Raw genomic sequence first — 19,788 nt, forward strand, 5'->3', positions numbered from 1 at the left:
CGTGTATGCTGTATTGCGGCAGCGCCGCCTGACAGCTCTCCCTGCCCCGGCAGCCGGTGTTCTATTCCTTCATCTGCCCGAGCCGGATTCCGATCGCGCGGGCATGCGCCTCCAGGCCTTCGTGGCGGGCGAGCTCCATAATCCGCTCCCCGTCCCGCTGCAGCGCCTCCCGGCTGTACCGGATCAGACTCGACTTCTTCATGAACATCTCGACGTCGACCGGCGAAGAGAAGCGCGCCGTGCCGTTCGTCGGAATGATGTGGTTCGGACCGGCGTAATAGTCGCCTACCGGCTCGGAGCTGTACTCGCCGAGGAAAATCGCGCCGGCATTCTCGATCGCGCCCACCCATTCCATCGGGTCGGACGTCACAATCTCCAGATGCTCCGGCGCGAGGCGGTTGACCAGCTCTACGCCTTCCTTCAGCCCGGGCACCACCACGATCGCCCCGTACCCTTCCAGCGACTTCGCCGCGATGTCCCGGCGCGGCAGCGTGGCGAGCTGGCGCTCCACCTCGGCGGCCACCGCCTCCGCGAGCTGGCGCGAGTCTGTGACGAGCACGGCCGACGCCATCGCGTCATGCTCGGCCTGGGACAGCAGATCGGCCGCCACATAGGCCGGCGTCGCCGTCGCATCCGCCAAGACGACAATCTCGGAAGGGCCGGCGATGCTGTCGATATCGACCGCGCCGTACACCTCGCGCTTCGCCAGGGCGACATAAATGTTGCCCGGCCCGCAGATTTTGTCGACCGGGGCGATCATCTCCGTGCCATAAGCCAGGGCGGCGATCGCTTGGGCTCCGCCAACCTGGTAGATTTCCTTCACGCCGGCTTCCGCCGCCGCGACCAGAATATGCGGGTCGATCCCGCCCTGGCCGCCGGTCGAGGGCGGCGTGACCATGACGATCTCGGGCACGCCCGCGACCTGAGCGGGGATGACGTTCATCAGCACGGACGAAGGATAAGCCGCGCTCCCGCCGGGGACATAGACGCCGACCCGCTTCAGCGGCCGTACAATTTGCCCTAGCAGCGTGCCGTCCGGCTGGAAATCCATCCATGACGTGCGCTTCTGCTTCTCGTGGAAGGCGCGGATATTCGCGGCCGCCTCGCGCAGGGCGGCGAGGAAGGCGTCCTTCACTTGCCCGTAAGCCGCCTCAATCTCCTCCGGTGCGATGCGAAGCTGCGCCGAAGCCAGCTCCATCCGGTCGAACTGTCCGGTATAACGGAGGACCGCCGCATCCCCCTCCTTCCGCACATCCCGGATAATCGCCTGAACCGTCTCCAACTGCTCCCGCGTTCCATAATCTGCCTTGCGCTCCACACGCCAATCCGCTGCTTCGATAATCCGCATGCTGCTTCTCCCGTCCTCTCCTGAAATGTACCGCAGGCGTCCATCACATCGCTGCCTCTATCCGGCGGCGGGTCCGATCGACCGCGATCCTGCCGTTCTCTCTGTCCTTCATATATCTCTTGCAATCAACCTGCTATCTGTATAAATCTATTTCATTCCGCCATAAATCCGCTCGAAGTAGCACGAATCGGACGGCGGCAGCCCGCATCTCCTACAACTGCGGAGGCAGGACGCGCTGAATCCGGTCGGATAGCTGCTGAATCGCTTCGTTCTTCATCCGGTAGCTGACCCGGTTCGCAATCAGCCGGCTCGTAATGCCGAACATCTCTTCCAGCTCCACGAGGCCGTTCTCCTTCAACGTTTTGCCGGTCTCGACCATATCGACGATCCGATCCGCCAGCCCGATTAACGGAGCGAGCTCGATCGAGCCGTTCAGCTTAATCACTTCCACCTGCTGGCCCTGTTCCCGGAAATACTGCGAAGCGACATTCGGGTACTTCGTCGCAACCCGCAGATGAATGGATGGCTTCCAGGACGGAAGGCCAATGACCGACATCCGGCAGCGGGCAATGCCGAGATCGAGCAGCTCATAGACATCCTTGTTCTCTTCCATCAGCACATCTTTGCCGGCGATGCCGACATCCGCCACCCCGTACTCGACATAAGTCGGAACGTCGACCGGCTTCGCCATAATGAACTGCATCCGTGCTTCCGGCACGTCAATGATCAGCTTGCGGGAATCCTCTTCATCCTCAGGGACCGGCAGCCCCGCATCGCGAAAGAGCGTGGAAGCCTGCTTGTAGATCCGGCCCTTCGGCATAGCCACCTTCAACCAATCCTGCATCGTATCCCTCCTGTATTCACGGGGGCCGCGAGGCGAAGCGCAATTCCGGCTCCCAGCCCCGGTCCCGTCATCTCTCCTGCGTCATGATTGCGTAAAGGTGAGCACTTCGCGGTAACGGCCGCCCTGCGGCTGGCCATCGGCTTCCGCTCCGTCCCGGGATGTCCTTCCCGCCGCGCCGCCACTCAGCAGCCGGGTAACGGCGATCACGCCTGCCGCACGCAGCCGGGCCGCTTCCGCCAAGGCGTCCGCCCGCCGGGCCGCCTCATACTGAATCAGCACCGGCTTCGCCTGCTCCTCTTCGTTCCCGCCAGGCCGGGACAAGGCATCCATAATGCGCGTCGTCTTGAGCGCGAAGCCCGTCGCCGGAGCAGGACGGCCGAATTGCTGCAGCAAATGATCGTAACGCCCGCCGCTCATGACCGGGAACCCCATGTCTGCGGCATATCCTTCGAAAATCGTGCCCGTATAATAAGAAAAGTCCCCCAGCATCGTCAAATCGAGCAGCAGATGCTCTGCCGCCCCGTACGCCTCCAGCACTTCCCATACCTGCTCCAGATGAGCAAGCGAGGCCGCCATCTCCGGCTTCCCGTACAGCGTGCGCGCCTGGTCCAGCACCGCGCGCCCGCCCCGGAGCTGCAGCAGCGCCTCCAGCGGCTCGATCTGCTCGGCATCCAGGCCGAGCAGGCTCACCTGCGCCCGGTAGCCGACCACGTCGCGCTGAATCAGCAGCTGCTTCAGGCGCAGCTGGTTCTCCTCATCCCCGGGCAGCGCATCCTCGAACAAGCTCTGCACATATCCGTGATGCCCGAGGGCCACCTTGAACCGCTCGATCCCCGAGGCCTTCAGGCAGGCGATCGCCAGCGCGATGACCTCCGCATCCGCCTCCGGCGAACCGTCGCCCGCCAGCTCCGCGCCCGTCTGGAAAAACTCGGCCTCCCGCCCCGCCTCGTCTTCCATCGCCCGGAACACATTCGCATGATAGGACAGGCGAATCGGGAACGGCTCCTTGCCGAGCAAGGAAGAGACGACGCGCGCGATCGGCCCCGTCATATCCGAACGCAGCACCATCGGCGTTCCGCGCTGGTTCAGAAGCTTGAACAGCTTCTGATCGGAGGTGGCGCTGGCCGTTCCTACCGTGTCATAGAATTCCATCGTCGGGGTAATGATTTGCGTATATCCCCAGCACTCCATCGTATGGAGCACCTTCCGCTCGATTTCTCTTAGCTTGCGAACCGCTTCCGGCAAATAATCCCGCACGCCGGACGGCTTCTCGAACATTCTCGGCTTCGACATGGTCTCACCCCGTATTATGCATTTTACTTTAATATGGTACAGTGATACCAAGTTAATTAATTAGCAAAATGAAGTAAAAATTTAAAGGTAATATTATCACGGATCGGCGTCACCGTCAATCCCTAAGCGGGTCTTCTGTCAACGCTGCCGCACACGGCAAAAAAGGGGGTCTCATAGGCAGGGCATAAGGATTGGGGTAAGGGGTGAACAGAGAATGGGGAGGCGGGAAAAATAGCGGCGGGCCAAGCGGTGGAAGATCAAAGCGGCGGAAGATGGATGAGGCAGTGAAATCCTGCGTGAATGCAGCAATTTACGTTATTTGAGCACTAGCGTTGCATCAATCTTTTTACGAAAATTTCTATCCCATAAGTCTCTATATTTGTAACTTATTGAACTATATTCGTGGACAAAAATAAAGAAATCTCCTATTGTTGAGTTACCCAAAGCGTTATCCATAAAAACGCCTCAACAAAGGAGATTTCTATGGATAACGTACCGAATCAAAACGTCATTTGTCAATGCCTAAAATGGCTACATGTTCATTCTACTCGACACGAGTCATTGGATTACCGGGCCCAAAAGCTGTTTGTCGGCGCTTCGACACTCTTATTTGTAGAGGCACAGCTTCAGCAACGAGACTCATACAAAGTCATGTCAGAGCATGTAGCCGCTAATCCTGAATTTCAAGAACTGCTTGGACTCAAGAGCATAAGCGCTTCCCAACTATCGCGGAAGCTGAAACGGCTGCCTATGGAGTATCTTCAGACGCTCTTTTTCTCGCTCATTGATCGAATCAAGCAACTTACAAAAGGGAAACGAGGCATTACGCCTGGTATTGGGAAACTCAAGCTAATCGATTCATCGGGAATTACACTACCTCCCATTCTCGCGAAATGGTCCTATTGTTCCAAAAGTAGCCATGGCGTGAAGATGCACACCTCCTTGGTCGTTGCGGACTCCAAAACGATGTATCCAGACAAGATCGTCGCTTCAACCAAAGATGTAGCCGATCATGAAGTCGTGTTGGAATTTACAGTGGATAAAGATGCGACCTACGTGATGGACCGAGGATACCAGGTGTACGACCATTTTCAGAAATGGGTAGAGGATAAGATTAAATTTGTTTGCCGCGTCAAGCAAAAGAGCCGGTTAACGATCATCAGAAAAAGAGACCTCCCCAAAAGGCAGAATGGGTTTATCCTTGATGCTGATGTGACGATGCCTGAGCTGCCAGCGGTTCTGCGTTTGATTGAGTTTAACGATGACCAAGGGCGTACCTATCGAATTGTAACGAATCGATTTGACTTATCCGCACATCAAATTGCCGAGATTTATCGAAATCGCTGGCATATTGAGTTGTTTTTTAAATGGGTCAAGCAGCATATTCGATTGGTAAAACCCCACGGTTATACGGCCGAAGCGATTTGGAACCAAATGTATATTGCTTTAATCGCGTATGCTCTCTGTTTGCTGATTAAATTAACACTGGACTGTAAAAAGTCGACATGGGACCTCCTCCAGTTGATTCGCATCTATGCGGAAAAACCATGGGAAAATTTGATCGCTGCACTCAACCGCAAGCCGACTCGAACATCTAGAGGTCGACCAAAGCGAAATGGGAGACGTCCGAAAAAGGCAACAAAGTCGATGAAACCGAGACTGATTGTGACGTAATGACAAACGAAAACGATTTTTACATATAATGGATAACGCGTAGGGTCTGTTTCCAGCTCGACTTTTTTAGACTTAGCGCGGACATCGCAAATGTAAATATATATCATATATTGATGTTAATTGAAATTAGATTATGAACTAACCGCTCAATGCAACGCTAGTGTTATTTGAGGCACTATTTGATGAAATTCCTGCAAAAATCCATTATTTTCATCAATTTTTGTCTTTAATCTATTAGATAGTCTGAAATTGAGGCGGTTTTACAGGAACCCTTGTGACGGAGTACACGTCATCAAGGGAAACTGCATATTCACAGTTTTTTCAGCCACTTAGCTGTGAGAAGCAGGGGTGGGACTGCCCGCTGCAGCTAAAACACTGCTTATCGGACAGCCCCTTGAATTCCATTATGCGCTTGTTCCCGGGGTGATAGATCCCGATTTTTGCCGGGACGCCCGCTTCGCCTTAAAGCTGCGCGGGACGGCGCCGAATCCGATCCAGGCGAACGGGATGAAGCGGAATGCCGCATAGACGACGAGCCAGGACAAGCCGAGCGCGACGGCATAGCCTCCCGCGATATACAGCAGGTATGCAAGCGAGCCGCCCCCATGCCAAGCATATTTGCGGTACAGGGCAAGGAACACGGGATGCAGCAGGTAGATGCCGAAGGACAGATCCCCCAGCTGCACCAGAGCTTTGCGAAGCCAGTCCGGCAGCTTCCGTTCCAGGAAAAAGGCGAGCTGCATCAAGACGATGGCCGATGTGAGCGTATGGAAGTTCCACAGCATCTCATAGACAAGCGAGTTGGTCCATTCGTTGGTCGAACGGGACCAGAACCAGACCTGCACATGAAGCAGCGCGAACAGCAGCCAAGCGCCCCACAGCGTGAGCGACCCGATCCGGTAACGGAGCGGATTGCCCTTCTGCCCGAGCGATGTCAGCCACGGCCGAATCTTTTCGTAGTTCAGGCCAACATAGGCGCCCAGGAAATAATAGCTGACATAAGACAGCGAGATGCTGCCTTTATTGACAATCTGGAGGTCATACTTATTCCAGAGCACGAAGCCCCACTGCAGCAGCAGCCCGAGCGGAATCGACCAAGCCAATATCGTCTTGGAGCGGAACAGCTTGAGCATGAACGGGAACAAGATGTAGAACTGAATGCTGATAAAAACAAAGTATAAGTGCGTATAAGCCGATCCGGTCAATAACTTCGTGAAAAAGGAATACATCGAATCCTCGAAGCCGCGGTTGCGGTAATACATCATATGCTGCATCAGGAAGTACCCGGTCGATGCGACGATATACGGTATGATGACGTACAGCAGCCGGTTCCGGTAGAACTTGCCCAGCACGGCGGGCTCCAGCTTGTCCCGTCCCCCATAGTTGTAGAACAGCACGAAGCTGCTCAGCAGAATGAAGGTCGGCGTTCCGTATTTGAAAAAGATGTTGAAAAAGTTATACAGATAATACCAGTTCGAATCAACCATATCTACCGTTGCCTGCGAGGTGGAATGGACGCTGATGACGCCAATCATGGCCAGCGCTCGCACAATAGGAATGGCAGTAATGTGCTCTTTGCGGCTCATTTGTCCTTCCTTTCCGACACCTGCCGGCCGGCAAGCATCTGAACAGGCAGGTGCGGCCAGTCTCGGATCGACCAGCAGCGCCTGCTCCTAAATGATGAATGATTGCAGGTTATGAAATGAAAAACATTTACAACATAACATTATATGTCAAAATTCGACTAACCTCAACCGAAAACATCGCTTTTTAATGGAAGATTCGACTAGTAAAGTTTACGCGTGGCGGTATATTATATGCCATTATCCGAATATTGCCCCGGGAACAACTCGATGCTGCGATCCGCATCTCTCATCTTATAGCTCAACCGGAAATGATGCTTCAAATCGTTGAGCGCAACATACCATTTTCCGTTCTTCACGATAGGGGGAACAGACAGCACCAGCTCCGCGCCGTTCCAGGTCACGATTCGGCTCGGCTTGACGCGGGCCACCTTCGTATGCGCGCCCCCGTTGCGCATCTGCTCGATAAGCCTCGGCGTCGCAATCTGCTGATTCCCCGCATTGATGCGGAACCCGTTCCGGTTGGTCCGCCCGTTAATCCCGGGTCGAACCGTGAACGTAATCGGGATATCCAGCTCGCGGCAAATCTCCAGCACCTTGCTGTTATAGGCGCCGAACGGAAACGCCAGCAAGCTGTGCGTATTGCCCAGCTCCTCCTTCAGCACCTTCTCCGCCTTGGCCAGATCGCGGCGAACCCGCTCCTCATATTCCTCTTCGGTCTCCTTGCGGTCTTCTTTCCTCAGGTACCTCTTCCAGGTCAGCATCGGGCGGAGATAGCCCCGTTCATTCACCGGGCGATATGCATGAGAGTTGAAGGTATGGCTGTAGAAGCTCATCCCCTGCTCCTTCATCTCCCGCATCTGCGCCCAGGTCAGCTTCTTGTGCTTGGTCTGCTTCGGATTATCAATCGTCTCGACGATAACGAAGTTCGTAGCGGTAAGATGGTATTTCCGCAGCACCGGGTACACTTCCGTATAGAACGTCTCGTACCCGTCATCGAAGGTAAGCATCACGGCATTCGGCGGGACCGGGGCGCCGTTCAGCATATAATCGATATATTCATCCATGGTTATCACATGAAACCCGCTGCTCATCATCGCCTGAAGCTGCTCCTCGAACTGCTCCGGCGAGATAAACGTGACGTTGTCCGGGTTCTTCTCTACATTGTGGTACATGAGTACAACAACCTGATCCTCATAAAAGACCGGCTTATAATCCCATTGCGATTCCGGTCTCGTCGTCGGGTACATCTGAAGCTCTTTTCCTTCATCGACGATATGTACGTCCACTCCGTATGCTTGCTGCAGCGCATCAGCCGAGATATACCATTCTCCGCCTGCCTGAAGCGCGTACTCGCCTTGGTTGGCTTGACCCTTCCAGACGAGAGGGCGGCTGACGATATCATTCCTGTCAATATCAATGAACAGCGCGACGCACAGCAGGGCAATCAGGAGCACCGCGCCTGCAGCACGTCTCATCCTCATTCCCTTCATCCTCTACACCATCTCTTTGTTGCATCCATCCAACATTAGCACATTCCCTGATGCTTGTCATTTCTTACTTTTCTTATTTATCTAAAAAATTGATAGTACATATCGAAGTCCCGAGAGGGCCTCCAACAGGAAAAACCGGCAGCCTCCCATACGACTGCCGGATTAGGATCCGGGCCCCGAACCGTTTGCCTCGCCGGCAGCCGGGCGGGCTTCACGAATGACCCGCATCGGGTTACCGGCTACCATCTGGCCGGGCAATACATTTTTATGCACGACCGTTCCCGCCGCGATCACCGCATGATCGCCGATCGTCACGCCCGCCAGAATGGTGCTGTTCGCCCCAATCATCACATGGCTGCCGATGCGGACCTTCCCGAGACGGTATTCGTTTGTCAAATACTCATGGGCCAGCAGCGTCGAATTGTAGCCGATAATCGTGTTGTCCCCGACCTCGATATACTCCGGGAAGAAAACATCGACCATGGCCATCAGCCCGAAGGCCGTATGGCGGCCGACTTTCATCTTCAACAGATGCACATAAATCCATCGCTTGAGCCGCACCGAAGGGCAGTAACGGGCGAACTGAACCCAGATGAAGTTCCAGACGCCCTTCCAGGGGCTTACCGACCGGTATATTTGCCACAGGCTGTTCGGCCCTTCGACAGGATGCCGCTCCAGATCTCTCACTTGGATTCCCGCTCCCATCCAACGAGTGTCAAAATATCGCGCATATCATGAATGATATGGCGCGGTTCGTATTGGCGAAGCACCGCTTCGCCCTTCAATGACCAGGCAACGCCGCAGGAGATCGCGCCGGCCGCATTGGCCGCCTGGATATCGGCCGGGCTGTCGCCCACCATAAGCGTCGTCGCCGGGTCGGCCTTCAGCTTCTCGATGGCAAGCATTACCGGCTCCGGATGCGGCTTCGCATGCTGGACATCGTCGATCGTGACGACGGCGCCCATCTGATCCAGCAAGCCGAACATGCGCAAGGCCCGCTCCGTCGTCTCGCGCATCTTCGTCGTGACGATGCCGAGCTGGATGCCGCCCTCGTGCAAGGCGCCGATCACTTCCTTCACATGCGGGAACTCGCGCACCAGCTCATCATGCCGGGATATATTGTACCGCCGGTAAGCGGCTTTGAGCTCCTCCACATCGTCCAAGCCGCTGAACTTCCGCAGTTGATATTCGAGCGGCATTCCCATGCTCGGAATAATCTGTTCCCGTGTCAGCGGAGTCGGCGTGCGCTCCAGCAACACATGCAGGAAAGTCTCGATAATCAGTTCATTGGTATCGATAATTGTTCCGTCCAGATCGAACAATACAGTATGAATCATGATGCTATTTCTCCTTTATGTCACGTTCCTCTTCCGCGGCTGCAGGCGGCTCCGCCGATTCAGGCTTGTCCTCGGCCCCTTCCCGGGAAGAGGGGGCTTCCTCATCGGACTGCGGGATCGCAGGAGCTTCCGCCTCCGTCTTGCTTCCGGCGCCGTTCGCGCCGCGCTCCGCCGCTTCCATGACCGGGGCGGACTTCGTCGATACAATCGGATCGCGATACAGCGCCTTCGAAGCGCCGGTTACCCGGCGGATGATGATAAGGGCGATGCCGCCGACGATCAGGAAGATGGCCAGCAGCTGCGAGATCCGTACATTGCCGTAATTCGGATCGAGATACCCCGGCTCGAATACGAGCCGCATCGGCGACCATAGCGTGTCGATAATCGATTCCACCCAACCGGATCCTTGGTAGGCCAGACTGTCGGTGCGCAGCCCTTCAATGAAGAACCGGCCGATCGAATACCAGATCAGGTAGCCGATGAACACTTCCCCGCTGCGGACGCCGCGCAGCCGGCGGAAGCCGAACAGCAGAAGCACGCCGACGAAGCTCCACAGCGATTCATACAGGAAGGTCGGGTGATGGAAGGTTCCGTTCACATTCATCTGGTTGATGATGAAGTTCGGCAGATGCAGCGTGTCGCGGAGGAACGCTTCGGTTGTTGGCCCTCCGTACGCTTCCTGATTGACGAAGTTGCCCCACCGTCCGATCGCTTGTCCGATCAGCAGGCCCGGCGCGCAAATATCCGCGATGCGCCAGAAGGAGTATCCTTTTTTTCTGACATAGATCAGCGCGCAAATCACGGCGCCGATTAATGCGCCATAAATGGCGATTCCGCCATGCCAGATTTTAAAGATTTCCAATAAGTTGTCTTTGTAATCATCCCATTTGAAGGCAACGTAATAGATACGCGCCCCGACAATGGCGGAAGGCACGCCGAACAGCAGCAAATCCATGAAAAAATCTTGAGAAATCCCAAATCTTTTGCCTTCCCGAATTGCCAGCAGCAAGCCGACCACCGCGGCTGTGCCTAATATAATGCCATACCAGTGCACCTTGATCGCGCCGATCGAAAATGCCACCGGATCCAGCAACATCGTTGCCATCCATCCACACTCCTTATGGGTTGAGAATGCAAGTCTCAATCAAAGTCTTCCATATCCTCGGCGATCGTCTCAGTCAGCTTGTTCGTGAATTGAAGCGCCGCATTGTAGCCCATCCGCTTCAGGCGGAAGTTCATCGCAGCCACCTCGATGATGACGGCCAGGTTCCGTCCGGGACGCACCGGCACGGTGACGAGCGGCACATCCGTCTCGATGATGCGCGTCGTCTCCTCATCCAGGCCAAGACGGTCATACTGCTTATCCTGCTGCCAGTTCTCCAGGCGAATGACGACGCTGATCCGCTTGTTGTTGCGGATGGCGCCGGCTCCGAACAGCGTCATCACATTAATGATGCCGATGCCGCGAATCTCAAGCAAATGCCGGATTAGCTCCGGTGCCGAGCCATGGAGCTGGTTGTCCGATGTCTGCCGAATCTCGACCGCGTCGTCGGCGACCAGACGATGGCCGCGCTTGACCAGTTCCAACGCCGTCTCGCTTTTCCCGATGCCGCTCCCTCCGGTAATCAGCATGCCGACGCCATAGACGTCGACCAATACGCCGTGGATCGTCGTCGTCGGCGCCAGCTTCTTCTCCAGGAAGCTCGTAATGCGGCTGGAGAGAATCGTCGTCGCCAACTGCGTCCGCAGCAAGGGCACGTCTTCTTCCTGGCATACGTCGAGAATCTCTTCCGGCACATCCAATCCCCGCGTCACGATGATGCAGGGCATCTCTTCCGAACAGAAATGATACATTCGATCCCGCTTCTCCTCTGGAGTCAGCGTCTCGAAAAACGCAAGCTCGGTCTTGCCGAGGAGTTGAACGCGCTCCTTCGGATGGTATTCGAAGTAACCCGCCATTTCCAGGCCGGGGCGATGCAAATCATCCACTGTAATCAGCCGCTTCAACCCCTGTTCCCCGGCCAGTACCTCCAGATGGAACTGCTCCACCATCTCGGCCACTTTTACTCTCTTGGCCATTCTGTTCACTCCTTCGTCTCCCGCACTCCAACCGTTCCCGCTCCTCGTCTACGCAGGCCACGAAGTGCCTATTCCTCATTGTAACCATCGTATCGGAAATCGCCGGTCAGATCAATTAGCGCTCAGGCTCATGCTCTTTGATCGGGATTGTTTTTTCATCATAGCTTCCAAATATAAAGATTTTATGCAGAGTCCTCCATTTTTCAGTGTTACGCATTTACCAAATCGTGACATCATGCTATAGTGTTACTTGTTGCATGATTCGTGTTACGGGATATCCGCAGACAGGAGGATCGATTTGCGAAGATATCTCTTTTCCAGGGCGGGCGAGGCCATTATCGTCTTACTGATCGTCAGCCTGCTCGTATTCATCTTTATTCGTCTGCTCCCGGGCGATCCGGCTATGGCGCTGTACGGGGATCAGATTCGGAAGCTGACCCCCGCCGATCAGCTGCGCATTCGCGCCAACCTCGGTCTGGACGAACCGTGCTATTGGCAGTACGTCAAGTGGCTGCAAGGCATTATGCAGGGCGATTGGGGACGCTCTTATCTGAGCGGCGAGCGCGTCGACGTCCTGATCGGCCAAGCCATCGGCCCGACGGTGCAGCTCATGCTGGCCGGCACATTTCTTACTCTTCTCCTCTCACTACTCTTCGGTACGATGAGAGGCTTGAGGCCTCCCTCGAAGATGGATCGCACGGGTGACTGCGGTCAGTCTCGTGCTCATGTCGTTTCCGACCTTCTACCTCGCTGTGTGCTTGATTCTGGTGTTCTCCATTGCGCTGCAGTGGTTCCCCATCGCCGGAATGGGCAGCGGTGCGGAAGGCTGGATCGGACGGCTCCGGCATCTTGCGCTGCCTGCCGCCGCCCTCGCGCTATCACATATTGGCTATTACATTCAACTATTGCGGAATCACGTTACCGTCATCAACGACAAAGAATTTGTGCGGGCCCTGCTCATGCGCGGCGTCTCCCGGCATCGAATCATTTTCCGCCACATGTTGCCCAATGCGGCGCTTCCTTTCTTATCTTATATCGGCATGTCCCTATCTTTAACTTTTGCCGGGTCGGTCGTTATCGAAACGCTGTTCTCCTGGCCCGGACTAGGCATGCTCGCGCGCAAATCGGCGCAAAGCCATGATTACCCCGTGCTGCTGGCAGCCATTCTGCTGAGCACCTTCGCCGTCGTGGCCGGCAGCCTCATGATCGATCTGTTCTGCGCCTGGTACCATCCGCAGATTCGGCGGCAGCTGTTGTCAGGAGGGAGGACGCAATGAAGACCCGCCGCTGGATGACGAACCTGTCTGTTCTGTACTTCCGCCGGAACCTTCTGCCTCCAGGGGGAATCCTGCAAATATACATCAATTTCAAGCCGTGCCGCGGCGCATTGTGATAATATAGGAAAAAAGATGAATTTTTGCAGCAATATCACCTAATTTACCCTCTTATAGGATAAATTGATGTAATTCCGCATCATTTTTACTAGAAATGCATGTTAACTGCAGGTTCAGGGGGCCCGGCCATGCCCTCATATTATGCCAAAAAGCGGAGGCTCCCAGACCGGAAACCTCCGCTTTCCTTATATCGGATTAGTTTTCGAATACGTTCAATTCGGACTCGGTATCGAAAACATGCACTTTGTTCATATCGATGGCAAGCTTGACGTTCTGTCCTTCTCTCGAGTTGGAGCGGCCGTCTACGCGTGCGATAACCGTCTCGGCACCGATGCCGGTCAGATACAGGAACATTTCATGACCCATGTTCTCTGTAACTTCAATCGACGCCGTAAATACCGTGTTCGGCGAAGCTTCCAGGAAGACCGGCTCTTCATGAATGTCCTCTGGACGAACGCCCAGAATGACTTCTTTGCCGAGGTAGCCTTTTTCCTTCAGCACTTGCGCCTTGCCTGCTGGCACAGCCACGTCCAGACCTGTCGTTCTGAAGCGGGTCGTGCCGTTCTCTTCTACCAGGGAGCCCTTGATGAAGTTCATCGTAGGGGAACCGATGAAGCCTGCAACGAACATGTTAAGCGGATTGTTGTAGAGCACGTCAGGTGCTGCCGCTTGTTGAATAATGCCGTCCTTCATAACGACGATCCGATCGCCCATCGTCATTGCCTCAATCTGGTCGTGCGTTACGTAGATAACGGTCGTTTGCAGACGCTTCGACAATTTCGTAATCTCGGAACGCATCTGTCCACGAAGCTTCGCGTCCAAGTTGGAGAGCGGTTCGTCCATCAGGAACACTTGCGGCTCACGAACGATGGCACGGCCGAGAGCGACACGCTGGCGCTGACCGCCGGACAATGCCTTCGGCTTGCGATCCAGCAAATGCTCGATATCGAGGATGCGAGCTGCTTCGCGCACGCGCTTGTCGATGTCTTCTTTTTTGAATTTACGCAATTTCAGACCGAACGCCATGTTTTGGTATACGTTCATGTGCGGATACAACGCGTAGGATTGGAATACCATCGCGATGTCGCGGTCTTTTGGAGCCACGTCATTAACAAGGCGGTCGCCAATGTACAATTTCCCGTCGGAGATTTCTTCCAAACCTGCAATCATGCGAAGTGTTGTCGATTTACCGCAACCGGACGGACCAACCAATACGAGGAACTCTTTGTCCTGAATATCGAGGTTGATATCTTTTACCGTTGCATTATCGGATCCCGGGTACTTTTTGTAAATATGCTCTAAGCGAACGCCTGCCATGTGCGTTTCCCCCTTATACGTATATTCCTGAAATCGGTTACCCTTATTGTATCGGAACCCTGTACAAATAACTATACACAATATGCACAAAAAATGATCGTCTTATTTTGTTACTTTATACAATAGCAATATCAGCTTCACCAAGACCGCGTCGGAAAATTTGCGCACATCGAGCCCGGTTTCATGCTTGAATTTATCCAATCGGTATAAAAGGGTATTGCGATGGATGTACAGCCGCTTGGCGGTCTCGCTTACGCTGCAGTCGAACTGGAAAAAATGCTGCAGCGTCGCCATCGTCTCCGGATCCGCGAAGCTCTCCGCCTTCGTGACGACCCGCTGCAGGAACTGCTCCCGCACCTCGTCGGGAATGCTGTTGACCAACCGCTCCAGATGCAGCTCCCAAGGCAGATGAATATTGTCGGTCACGTGAAAAGCCCGGCCCAAATACAGCGTCTCCCTCAATTGGGATACGACGCCCGGAATGCCCTTCGCCGGCGTGAACGGGTACCCGATGGTGAGATGGCTCTCTCCGACCCATTCGCTTGACAACAGCTCATAGAGTCCGAGACAGTAGGACGTCAGCAGCTCTTCCATCGTCTCGCGCTCTTCGTTCTCGTCTTCTCCCGAGCCGGGTTGGGTCAGCTGCTCGGGACACAGGATAAGCCATTCCTTATCCGACAGCGGAATGAGAATGACCTCGCCGCCGAAATAAGAGCGGAGCAATTTGTACAATTCTTGATAGGCGGGTGTCTCCCGATGGGCATGCTCGGCAACGAGCAGGAACGGCACAACTTGAATGAACAGCTTACTTTTCCAGGAGAAGCTGTCCGGCACCTCCGCATTCGCCTCGCCCTCCTTCACCCGGTCCGCAACCCATTGCCCGAACATGTGAGCCTGCTGCTCATCGCTAATATGCGTGGCCGCCAGCGAAGGCTTCGGACGATGTTCCATCCGCAAAATAAGCTGAAGCCATTGCCGTTCCTGACCAGCAAGCTCCCGGCCTTCCAGCTTCAAGACTTCCGTGGCCGCCTTTCCTGGCTTCCACAGCATATACCAGGCATTCCCCCGCTTCGCCAGGACTGCCGGCTGGCCGTCCGCCAGCGCTTCTCCTCCGGTCCATTCCCTCCATGTCGATGAAGGCACGGACAACTTCTCCAGAGAGGCATCCAATATATGTTCGATCTGCTGCTGCAGCGCTTCCTTATCCATACCGAATCTCTCCACCCGTCTTATCCCTTCTGCGTTATTGTTCCCATTGTATCATAACTGACAGGCCGTCTTCATATCCATCGAGCGGTGAGATTGCAACAGAGTGAAGCAATGCTTCCCTTACCGCTTGCAGATCGCAAAAAGGCCGGGCTTGATCAAATCAAACCCGGCCGAAAAACAAAAAAACTTCAGTTCATCTACTGAAGTCCTGAAGTAAAAACTGGTGAGCCATGAAGGACTCGAACCTTCGACACCCTGATTAAAAGTCAGGTGCTCTACCAACTGAGCTAATGGCTCTTATAAATGGTGGAGGATGATGGATTCGAACCACCGAACCCGTACGGGAACAGATTTACAGTCTGCTGCGTTTGGCCACTTCGCTAATCCTCCATATTTGGATGGTGGCTCGGGACGGAATCGAACCGCCGACACGAGGATTTTCAGTCCTCTGCTCTACCGACTGAGCTACCGAGCCAAATCTATACCTTTTCAAAAAAATAAAGTGGTGCACATAATGCGTCGCCACTCTCACGAAAGTTAAAATGGCGGAGCTGACGGGATTCGAACCCGCGTTCTCCTGCGTGACAGGCAGGCATGTTAGGCCTCTACACCACAGCTCCTTAGTTAAATGGTGCCGGCGATAGGAGTCGAACCCACGACCTACTGATTACAAGTCAGCCGCTCTACCAACTGAGCTACACCGGCGAAATATGGTGGACGCTGACGGGATCGAACCGCCGACCCTCTGCTTGTAAGGCAGATGCTCTCCCAGCTGAGCTAAGCGTCCTTATGAAATTGGTAGCGGCGGAGGGGATCGAACCCCCGACCTCACGGGTATGAACCGTACGCTCTAGCCAGCTGAGCTACGCCGCCATATTAGAAAGGTTGTAAATCACTGTGGCGGAGAGAGAGGGATTCGAACCCTCGCGGCTGTTACACCCTAACGCTTTAGCAAAGCGCCCCCTTCGGCCTCTTGGGTACCTCTCCACATCGCATGTAAAATGCCTGTCCACCGTATTATACGCGATTCACATGCTCAAATCAAGACCTTGCACCTTAAAAACTGAATGCGAAAGCAAAGAATCATAAAATCATCATAGTAGGATAAGCCCTCGACCGATTAGTATTGGTCAGCTCCATGCATTGCTGCACTTCCACCTCCAACCTATCTACCTCGTCGTCTTCAAGGGGTCTTACCAATGTGGGAAATCTCATCTTGAGGGGGGCTTCACGCTTAGATGCTTTCAGCGCTTATCCCTTCCGTACTTGGCTACCCAGCTATGCCTCTGGCGAGACAACTGGTACACCAGCGGTACGTCCATCCCGGTCCTCTCGTACTAAGGACAGCTCCTCTCAAATTTCCTACGCCCGCGACAGATAGGGACCGAACTGTCTCACGACGTTCTGAACCCAGCTCGCGTACCGCTTTAATGGGCGAACAGCCCAACCCTTGGGACCTACTTCAGCCCCAGGATGCGATGAGCCGACATCGAGGTGCCAAACCTCCCCGTCGATGTGGACTCTTGGGGGAGATAAGCCTGTTATCCCCAGGGTAGCTTTTATCCGTTGAGCGATGGCCCTTCCATGCGGTACCACCGGATCACTAAGCCCGACTTTCGTCCCTGCTCGACTTGTAGGTCTCGCAGTCAAGCTCCCTTCTGCCTTTGCACTCTTCGAATGATTTCCAACCATTCTGAGGGAACCTTGGGGCGCCTCCGTTACTCTTTAGGAGGCGACCGCCCCAGTCAAACTGCCCGCCTGACACTGTCCCCGAACCGGCTTCACGGTCCCAGGTTAGAACTCCGATACGATCAGGGTGGTATCCCAACGGCGCCTCCACCGAAGCTGGCGCTCCGGCTTCCCAGGCTCCCACCTATCCTGTACAGACCGTACCAAAGTCCAATATCAAGCTGCAGTAAAGCTCCATGGGGTCTTTCCGTCTTGTCGCGGGTAACCTGCATCTTCACAGGTATTAAAATTTCACCGGATCTCTCGTTGAGACAGCGCCCAAGTCGTTACGCCATTCGTGCGGGTCAGAATTTACCTGACAAGGAATTTCGCTACCTTAGGACCGTTATAGTTACGGCCGCCGTTTACTGGGGCTTCGGTTCATAGCTTCGCCTTCCGGCTAACCACTCCCCTTAACCTTCCAGCACCGGGCAGGCGTCAGCCCGTATACTTCGCCTTACGGCTTCGCACAGACCTGTGTTTTTGCTAAACAGTCGCTCGGGCCTATTCACTGCGGCCCCCTCGGGCTATTCACCCTACCGGGGCACCCCTTCTCCCAAAGTTACGGGGTCATTTTGCCGAGTTCCTTAACGAGAGTTCTTCCGCGCGCCTTAGAATTCTCTTCTCGCCTACCTGTGTCGGTTTGCGGTACGGGCACCTTCACCTGGCTAGAGGCTTTTCTTGGCAGCATGAAATCAAGACCTTCGGTACTGTCATTTTCCCTCCCCGTCACAGCCCAGCCTTACGGTCAGCGGATTTGCCTACTGACCAGCCTCACTGCTTGGACGAGCATCCATCAGCTCGCGTCCCTATCCTTCTGCGTCCCCCCATTGCTCATAACGGCTACGGTGGTACAGGAATTTCAACCTGTTGTCCTTCGACTACGCCTTTCGGCCTCGCCTTAGGTCCCGACTTACCCTGGGCGGACGAGCCTTCCCCAGGAACCCTTAGGCTTTCGGCGGACTGGATTCTCACCAGTCTTTTCGTTACTCATACCGGCATTCTCACTTGTGTACAGTCCAGCAGTCCTTCCGGTCTGCCTTCAACCCGGTACACAACGCTCCCCTACCACTACCTTACGGTAATCCATAGCTTCGGCGGTACGTTTAGCCCCGTTACATTTTCGGCGCAGAGTCACTCGACCAGTGAGCTATTACGCACTCTTTAAATGATGGCTGCTTCTAAGCCAACATCCTGGTTGTCTGGGCAACTCCACATCCTTTCCCACTTAACGTACACTTAGGGGCCTTAGCTGATGGTCTGGGCTGTTTCCCTCTTGACAACGGACCTTAGCACCCATTGTCTGACTCCCGGATAATAAGTCCATGGCATTCGGAGTTTGACTGAGCTTGGTAACCCTTGGCGGGCCCCGCACCCAATCAGTGCTCTACCTCCACGACTCTTCCTCCGAGGCTAGCCCTAAAGCTATTTCGGGGAGAACCAGCTATCTCCGAGTTCGATTGGAATTTCTCCGCTACCCCCACCTCATCCCCGAATTTTTCAACATTCGTGGGTTCGGGCCTCCAGTGCGTGTTACCGCACCTTCACCCTGGACAGGGGTAGATCACACGGTTTCGGGTCTACGCCTACGTACTCATTCGCCCTATTCAGACTCGCTTTCGCTGCGGCTGCGGCTTTTCACCTTAACCTTGCACGTAAACGTAACTCGCCGGTTCATTCTACAAAAGGCACGCCATCACTCATATAACGAGCTCTGACTTCTTGTAAGCACACGGTTTCAGGTTCTGTTTCACTCCCCTTCCGGGGTGCTTTTCACCTTTCCCTCACGGTACTGCTTCACTATCGGTCGCCAGGGAGTATTTAGCCTTAGCAGATGGTCCTGCCGGATTCCCACGGGGTTTCACGTGTCCCGCGGTACTCGGGATCCGTCTCGGAGGGCATTTACTTTCGAGTACAGGGCTATTACCTTCTACGGCGGGCCTTTCCAGACCTCTTCGTCTAATAAACTGCCTTTCTGACTCCATATGAGACGTCCCACAACCCCGGAGAGCAAGCTCTCCGGTTTAGGCTCTTCCGCGTTCGCTCGCCGCTACTGACGGAATCACTATTGTTTTCTCTTCCTGAGGGTACTTAGATGTTTCAGTTCCCCTCGTATGCCTCTTCACACCCTATGGATTCAGGTATGAGTGACTGCCTATTACAGCAGCCGGGTTTCCCCATTCGGACATCCCCGGATCGATGCTTGCTTACAGCTCCCCGAGGCAATTTCGTCGTTCGCCACGTCCTTCGTCGGCTCCTGGCGCCTAGGCATCCTCCGTGTGCTCTTACTAGCTTAACCTAGTATGCTCATTGCTGAGCTTTATCAACTATAAGGATGATTCTAAGCTTTACTTTCGCGATTCAGTTTTCAAGGTACAAAATCAAGAAATGATGATTATGGTGGAGCCAAGGAGGATCGAACTCCTGACCTCCTGCTTGCAAGGCAGGCGCTCTCCCAGCTGAGCTATGGCCCCATACGGGATATGAAA

General features: G+C 54.7%; 13 protein-coding genes, 9 tRNA genes, 1 rRNA gene and 1 pseudogene. 3 read left to right on the plus strand and 21 right to left on the minus strand.

The window, feature by feature from the left end:
- Nucleotides 1-61 precede the first annotated feature (61 nt).
- From hisD to OCY70_RS23580, 3 genes are all read right to left on the minus strand, one after another.
- Nucleotides 62-1,348, minus strand: coding sequence for a histidinol dehydrogenase (hisD, locus tag OCY70_RS23570; protein WP_213429833.1), 1,287 nt, complete (start codon nt 1,346-1,348; stop codon nt 62-64).
- 211 nt (nt 1,349-1,559) lie between these two features.
- Entirely contained in the window at nt 1,560-2,192 is a 633-nt protein-coding gene (hisG, locus tag OCY70_RS23575) for an ATP phosphoribosyltransferase (RefSeq protein WP_213429832.1), read from the minus strand.
- Between the two features lie 81 nt (nt 2,193-2,273).
- The gene (locus tag OCY70_RS23580; RefSeq protein WP_213429831.1) at nt 2,274-3,485 is read right to left on the minus strand and encodes an ATP phosphoribosyltransferase regulatory subunit; all 1,212 of its coding nucleotides are present in this window, start codon (nt 3,483-3,485) and stop codon (nt 2,274-2,276) included.
- 483 nt (nt 3,486-3,968) lie between these two features.
- On the opposite strand from OCY70_RS23580, the gene OCY70_RS23585 reads away from it, so the two are divergent.
- Complete coding sequence (locus tag OCY70_RS23585) at nt 3,969-5,159, plus strand: IS4 family transposase (RefSeq protein WP_261944587.1); 1,191 nt, start codon at nt 3,969-3,971, stop codon at nt 5,157-5,159.
- Between the two features lie 404 nt (nt 5,160-5,563).
- Here the strand turns inward: OCY70_RS23585 and OCY70_RS23590 are convergent, their stop codons facing one another.
- The 6 genes from OCY70_RS23590 to hprK form a co-directional block, all read right to left on the minus strand.
- On the minus strand, nt 5,564-6,745 hold the full coding sequence (locus tag OCY70_RS23590; protein ID WP_213430838.1) for an acyltransferase: 1,182 nt from the start codon (nt 6,743-6,745) through the stop codon (nt 5,564-5,566).
- 227 nt (nt 6,746-6,972) lie between these two features.
- On the minus strand, nt 6,973-8,226 hold the full coding sequence (locus OCY70_RS23595) for a polysaccharide deacetylase family protein (protein ID WP_213430837.1): 1,254 nt from the start codon (nt 8,224-8,226) through the stop codon (nt 6,973-6,975).
- Between the two features lie 171 nt (nt 8,227-8,397).
- On the minus strand, nt 8,398-8,922 hold the full coding sequence (locus tag OCY70_RS23600) for an acyltransferase (protein ID WP_213430836.1): 525 nt from the start codon (nt 8,920-8,922) through the stop codon (nt 8,398-8,400).
- Nucleotides 8,919-9,572: a pyrophosphatase PpaX gene (gene ppaX / locus OCY70_RS23605; RefSeq protein ID WP_213430835.1), complete on the minus strand. Its 654-nt coding sequence runs from the start codon at nt 9,570-9,572 to the stop codon at nt 8,919-8,921. Before ppaX ends, OCY70_RS23600 begins: the two co-directional genes overlap by 4 nt.
- A gap of 4 nt (nt 9,573-9,576) precedes the next feature.
- On the minus strand, nt 9,577-10,677 hold the full coding sequence (gene lgt, locus OCY70_RS23610) for a prolipoprotein diacylglyceryl transferase (RefSeq protein ID WP_213430834.1): 1,101 nt from the start codon (nt 10,675-10,677) through the stop codon (nt 9,577-9,579).
- Nucleotides 10,678-10,712: 35 nt separating this feature from the next.
- Entirely contained in the window at nt 10,713-11,651 is a 939-nt protein-coding gene (gene hprK, locus OCY70_RS23615; protein ID WP_213430833.1) for an HPr(Ser) kinase/phosphatase, read from the minus strand.
- Between the two features lie 298 nt (nt 11,652-11,949).
- Between hprK and OCY70_RS23620 the strand changes: the two are divergent.
- Nucleotides 11,950-12,126 (plus strand): annotated as a pseudogene (locus OCY70_RS23620) (ABC transporter permease); the annotation flags it as partial.
- 226 nt (nt 12,127-12,352) lie between these two features.
- Nucleotides 12,353-12,928: an ABC transporter permease gene (locus OCY70_RS23625; RefSeq protein ID WP_249725580.1), complete on the plus strand. Its 576-nt coding sequence runs from the start codon at nt 12,353-12,355 to the stop codon at nt 12,926-12,928.
- Nucleotides 12,929-13,240: 312 nt separating this feature from the next.
- On the opposite strand, the gene OCY70_RS23630 is transcribed toward OCY70_RS23625, so the two are convergent.
- The 12 genes from OCY70_RS23630 to OCY70_RS23685 form a co-directional block, all read right to left on the minus strand.
- Entirely contained in the window at nt 13,241-14,362 is a 1,122-nt protein-coding gene (locus tag OCY70_RS23630) for an ABC transporter ATP-binding protein (RefSeq protein WP_213430832.1), read from the minus strand.
- Nucleotides 14,363-14,464: 102 nt separating this feature from the next.
- A complete protein-coding gene (locus OCY70_RS23635) occupies nt 14,465-15,586 on the minus strand; it encodes a PucR family transcriptional regulator (protein ID WP_249725579.1) in 1,122 nt (373 codons plus the stop codon).
- Nucleotides 15,587-15,792: 206 nt separating this feature from the next.
- A tRNA-Lys gene (locus OCY70_RS23640) sits at nt 15,793-15,868 on the minus strand.
- Between the two features lie 7 nt (nt 15,869-15,875).
- A tRNA-Tyr gene (locus OCY70_RS23645) sits at nt 15,876-15,961 on the minus strand.
- Nucleotides 15,962-15,970: 9 nt separating this feature from the next.
- Nucleotides 15,971-16,046: transfer RNA gene (locus OCY70_RS23650), tRNA-Phe, on the minus strand.
- A gap of 68 nt (nt 16,047-16,114) precedes the next feature.
- Nucleotides 16,115-16,191, minus strand: a tRNA-Asp gene (locus tag OCY70_RS23655).
- Nucleotides 16,192-16,200: 9 nt separating this feature from the next.
- Nucleotides 16,201-16,276: transfer RNA gene (locus OCY70_RS23660), tRNA-Thr, on the minus strand.
- A gap of 6 nt (nt 16,277-16,282) precedes the next feature.
- Nucleotides 16,283-16,358 (minus strand) — tRNA-Val (locus OCY70_RS23665).
- 9 nt (nt 16,359-16,367) lie between these two features.
- A tRNA-Met gene (locus OCY70_RS23670) sits at nt 16,368-16,444 on the minus strand.
- A 25-nt stretch (nt 16,445-16,469) separates the two neighbouring features.
- Nucleotides 16,470-16,558: transfer RNA gene (locus tag OCY70_RS23675), tRNA-Ser, on the minus strand.
- A 113-nt stretch (nt 16,559-16,671) separates the two neighbouring features.
- Nucleotides 16,672-19,598, minus strand: a 23S ribosomal RNA gene (locus tag OCY70_RS23680).
- Nucleotides 19,599-19,697: 99 nt separating this feature from the next.
- Nucleotides 19,698-19,773: transfer RNA gene (locus tag OCY70_RS23685), tRNA-Ala, on the minus strand.
- Between the last annotated feature and the right edge of the window lie 15 nt (nt 19,774-19,788).

This window comes from Paenibacillus melissococcoides, assembly GCA_944800085.1.
Lineage (GTDB): Bacteria > Bacillota > Bacilli > Paenibacillales > Paenibacillaceae > Paenibacillus_B > Paenibacillus_B melissococcoides.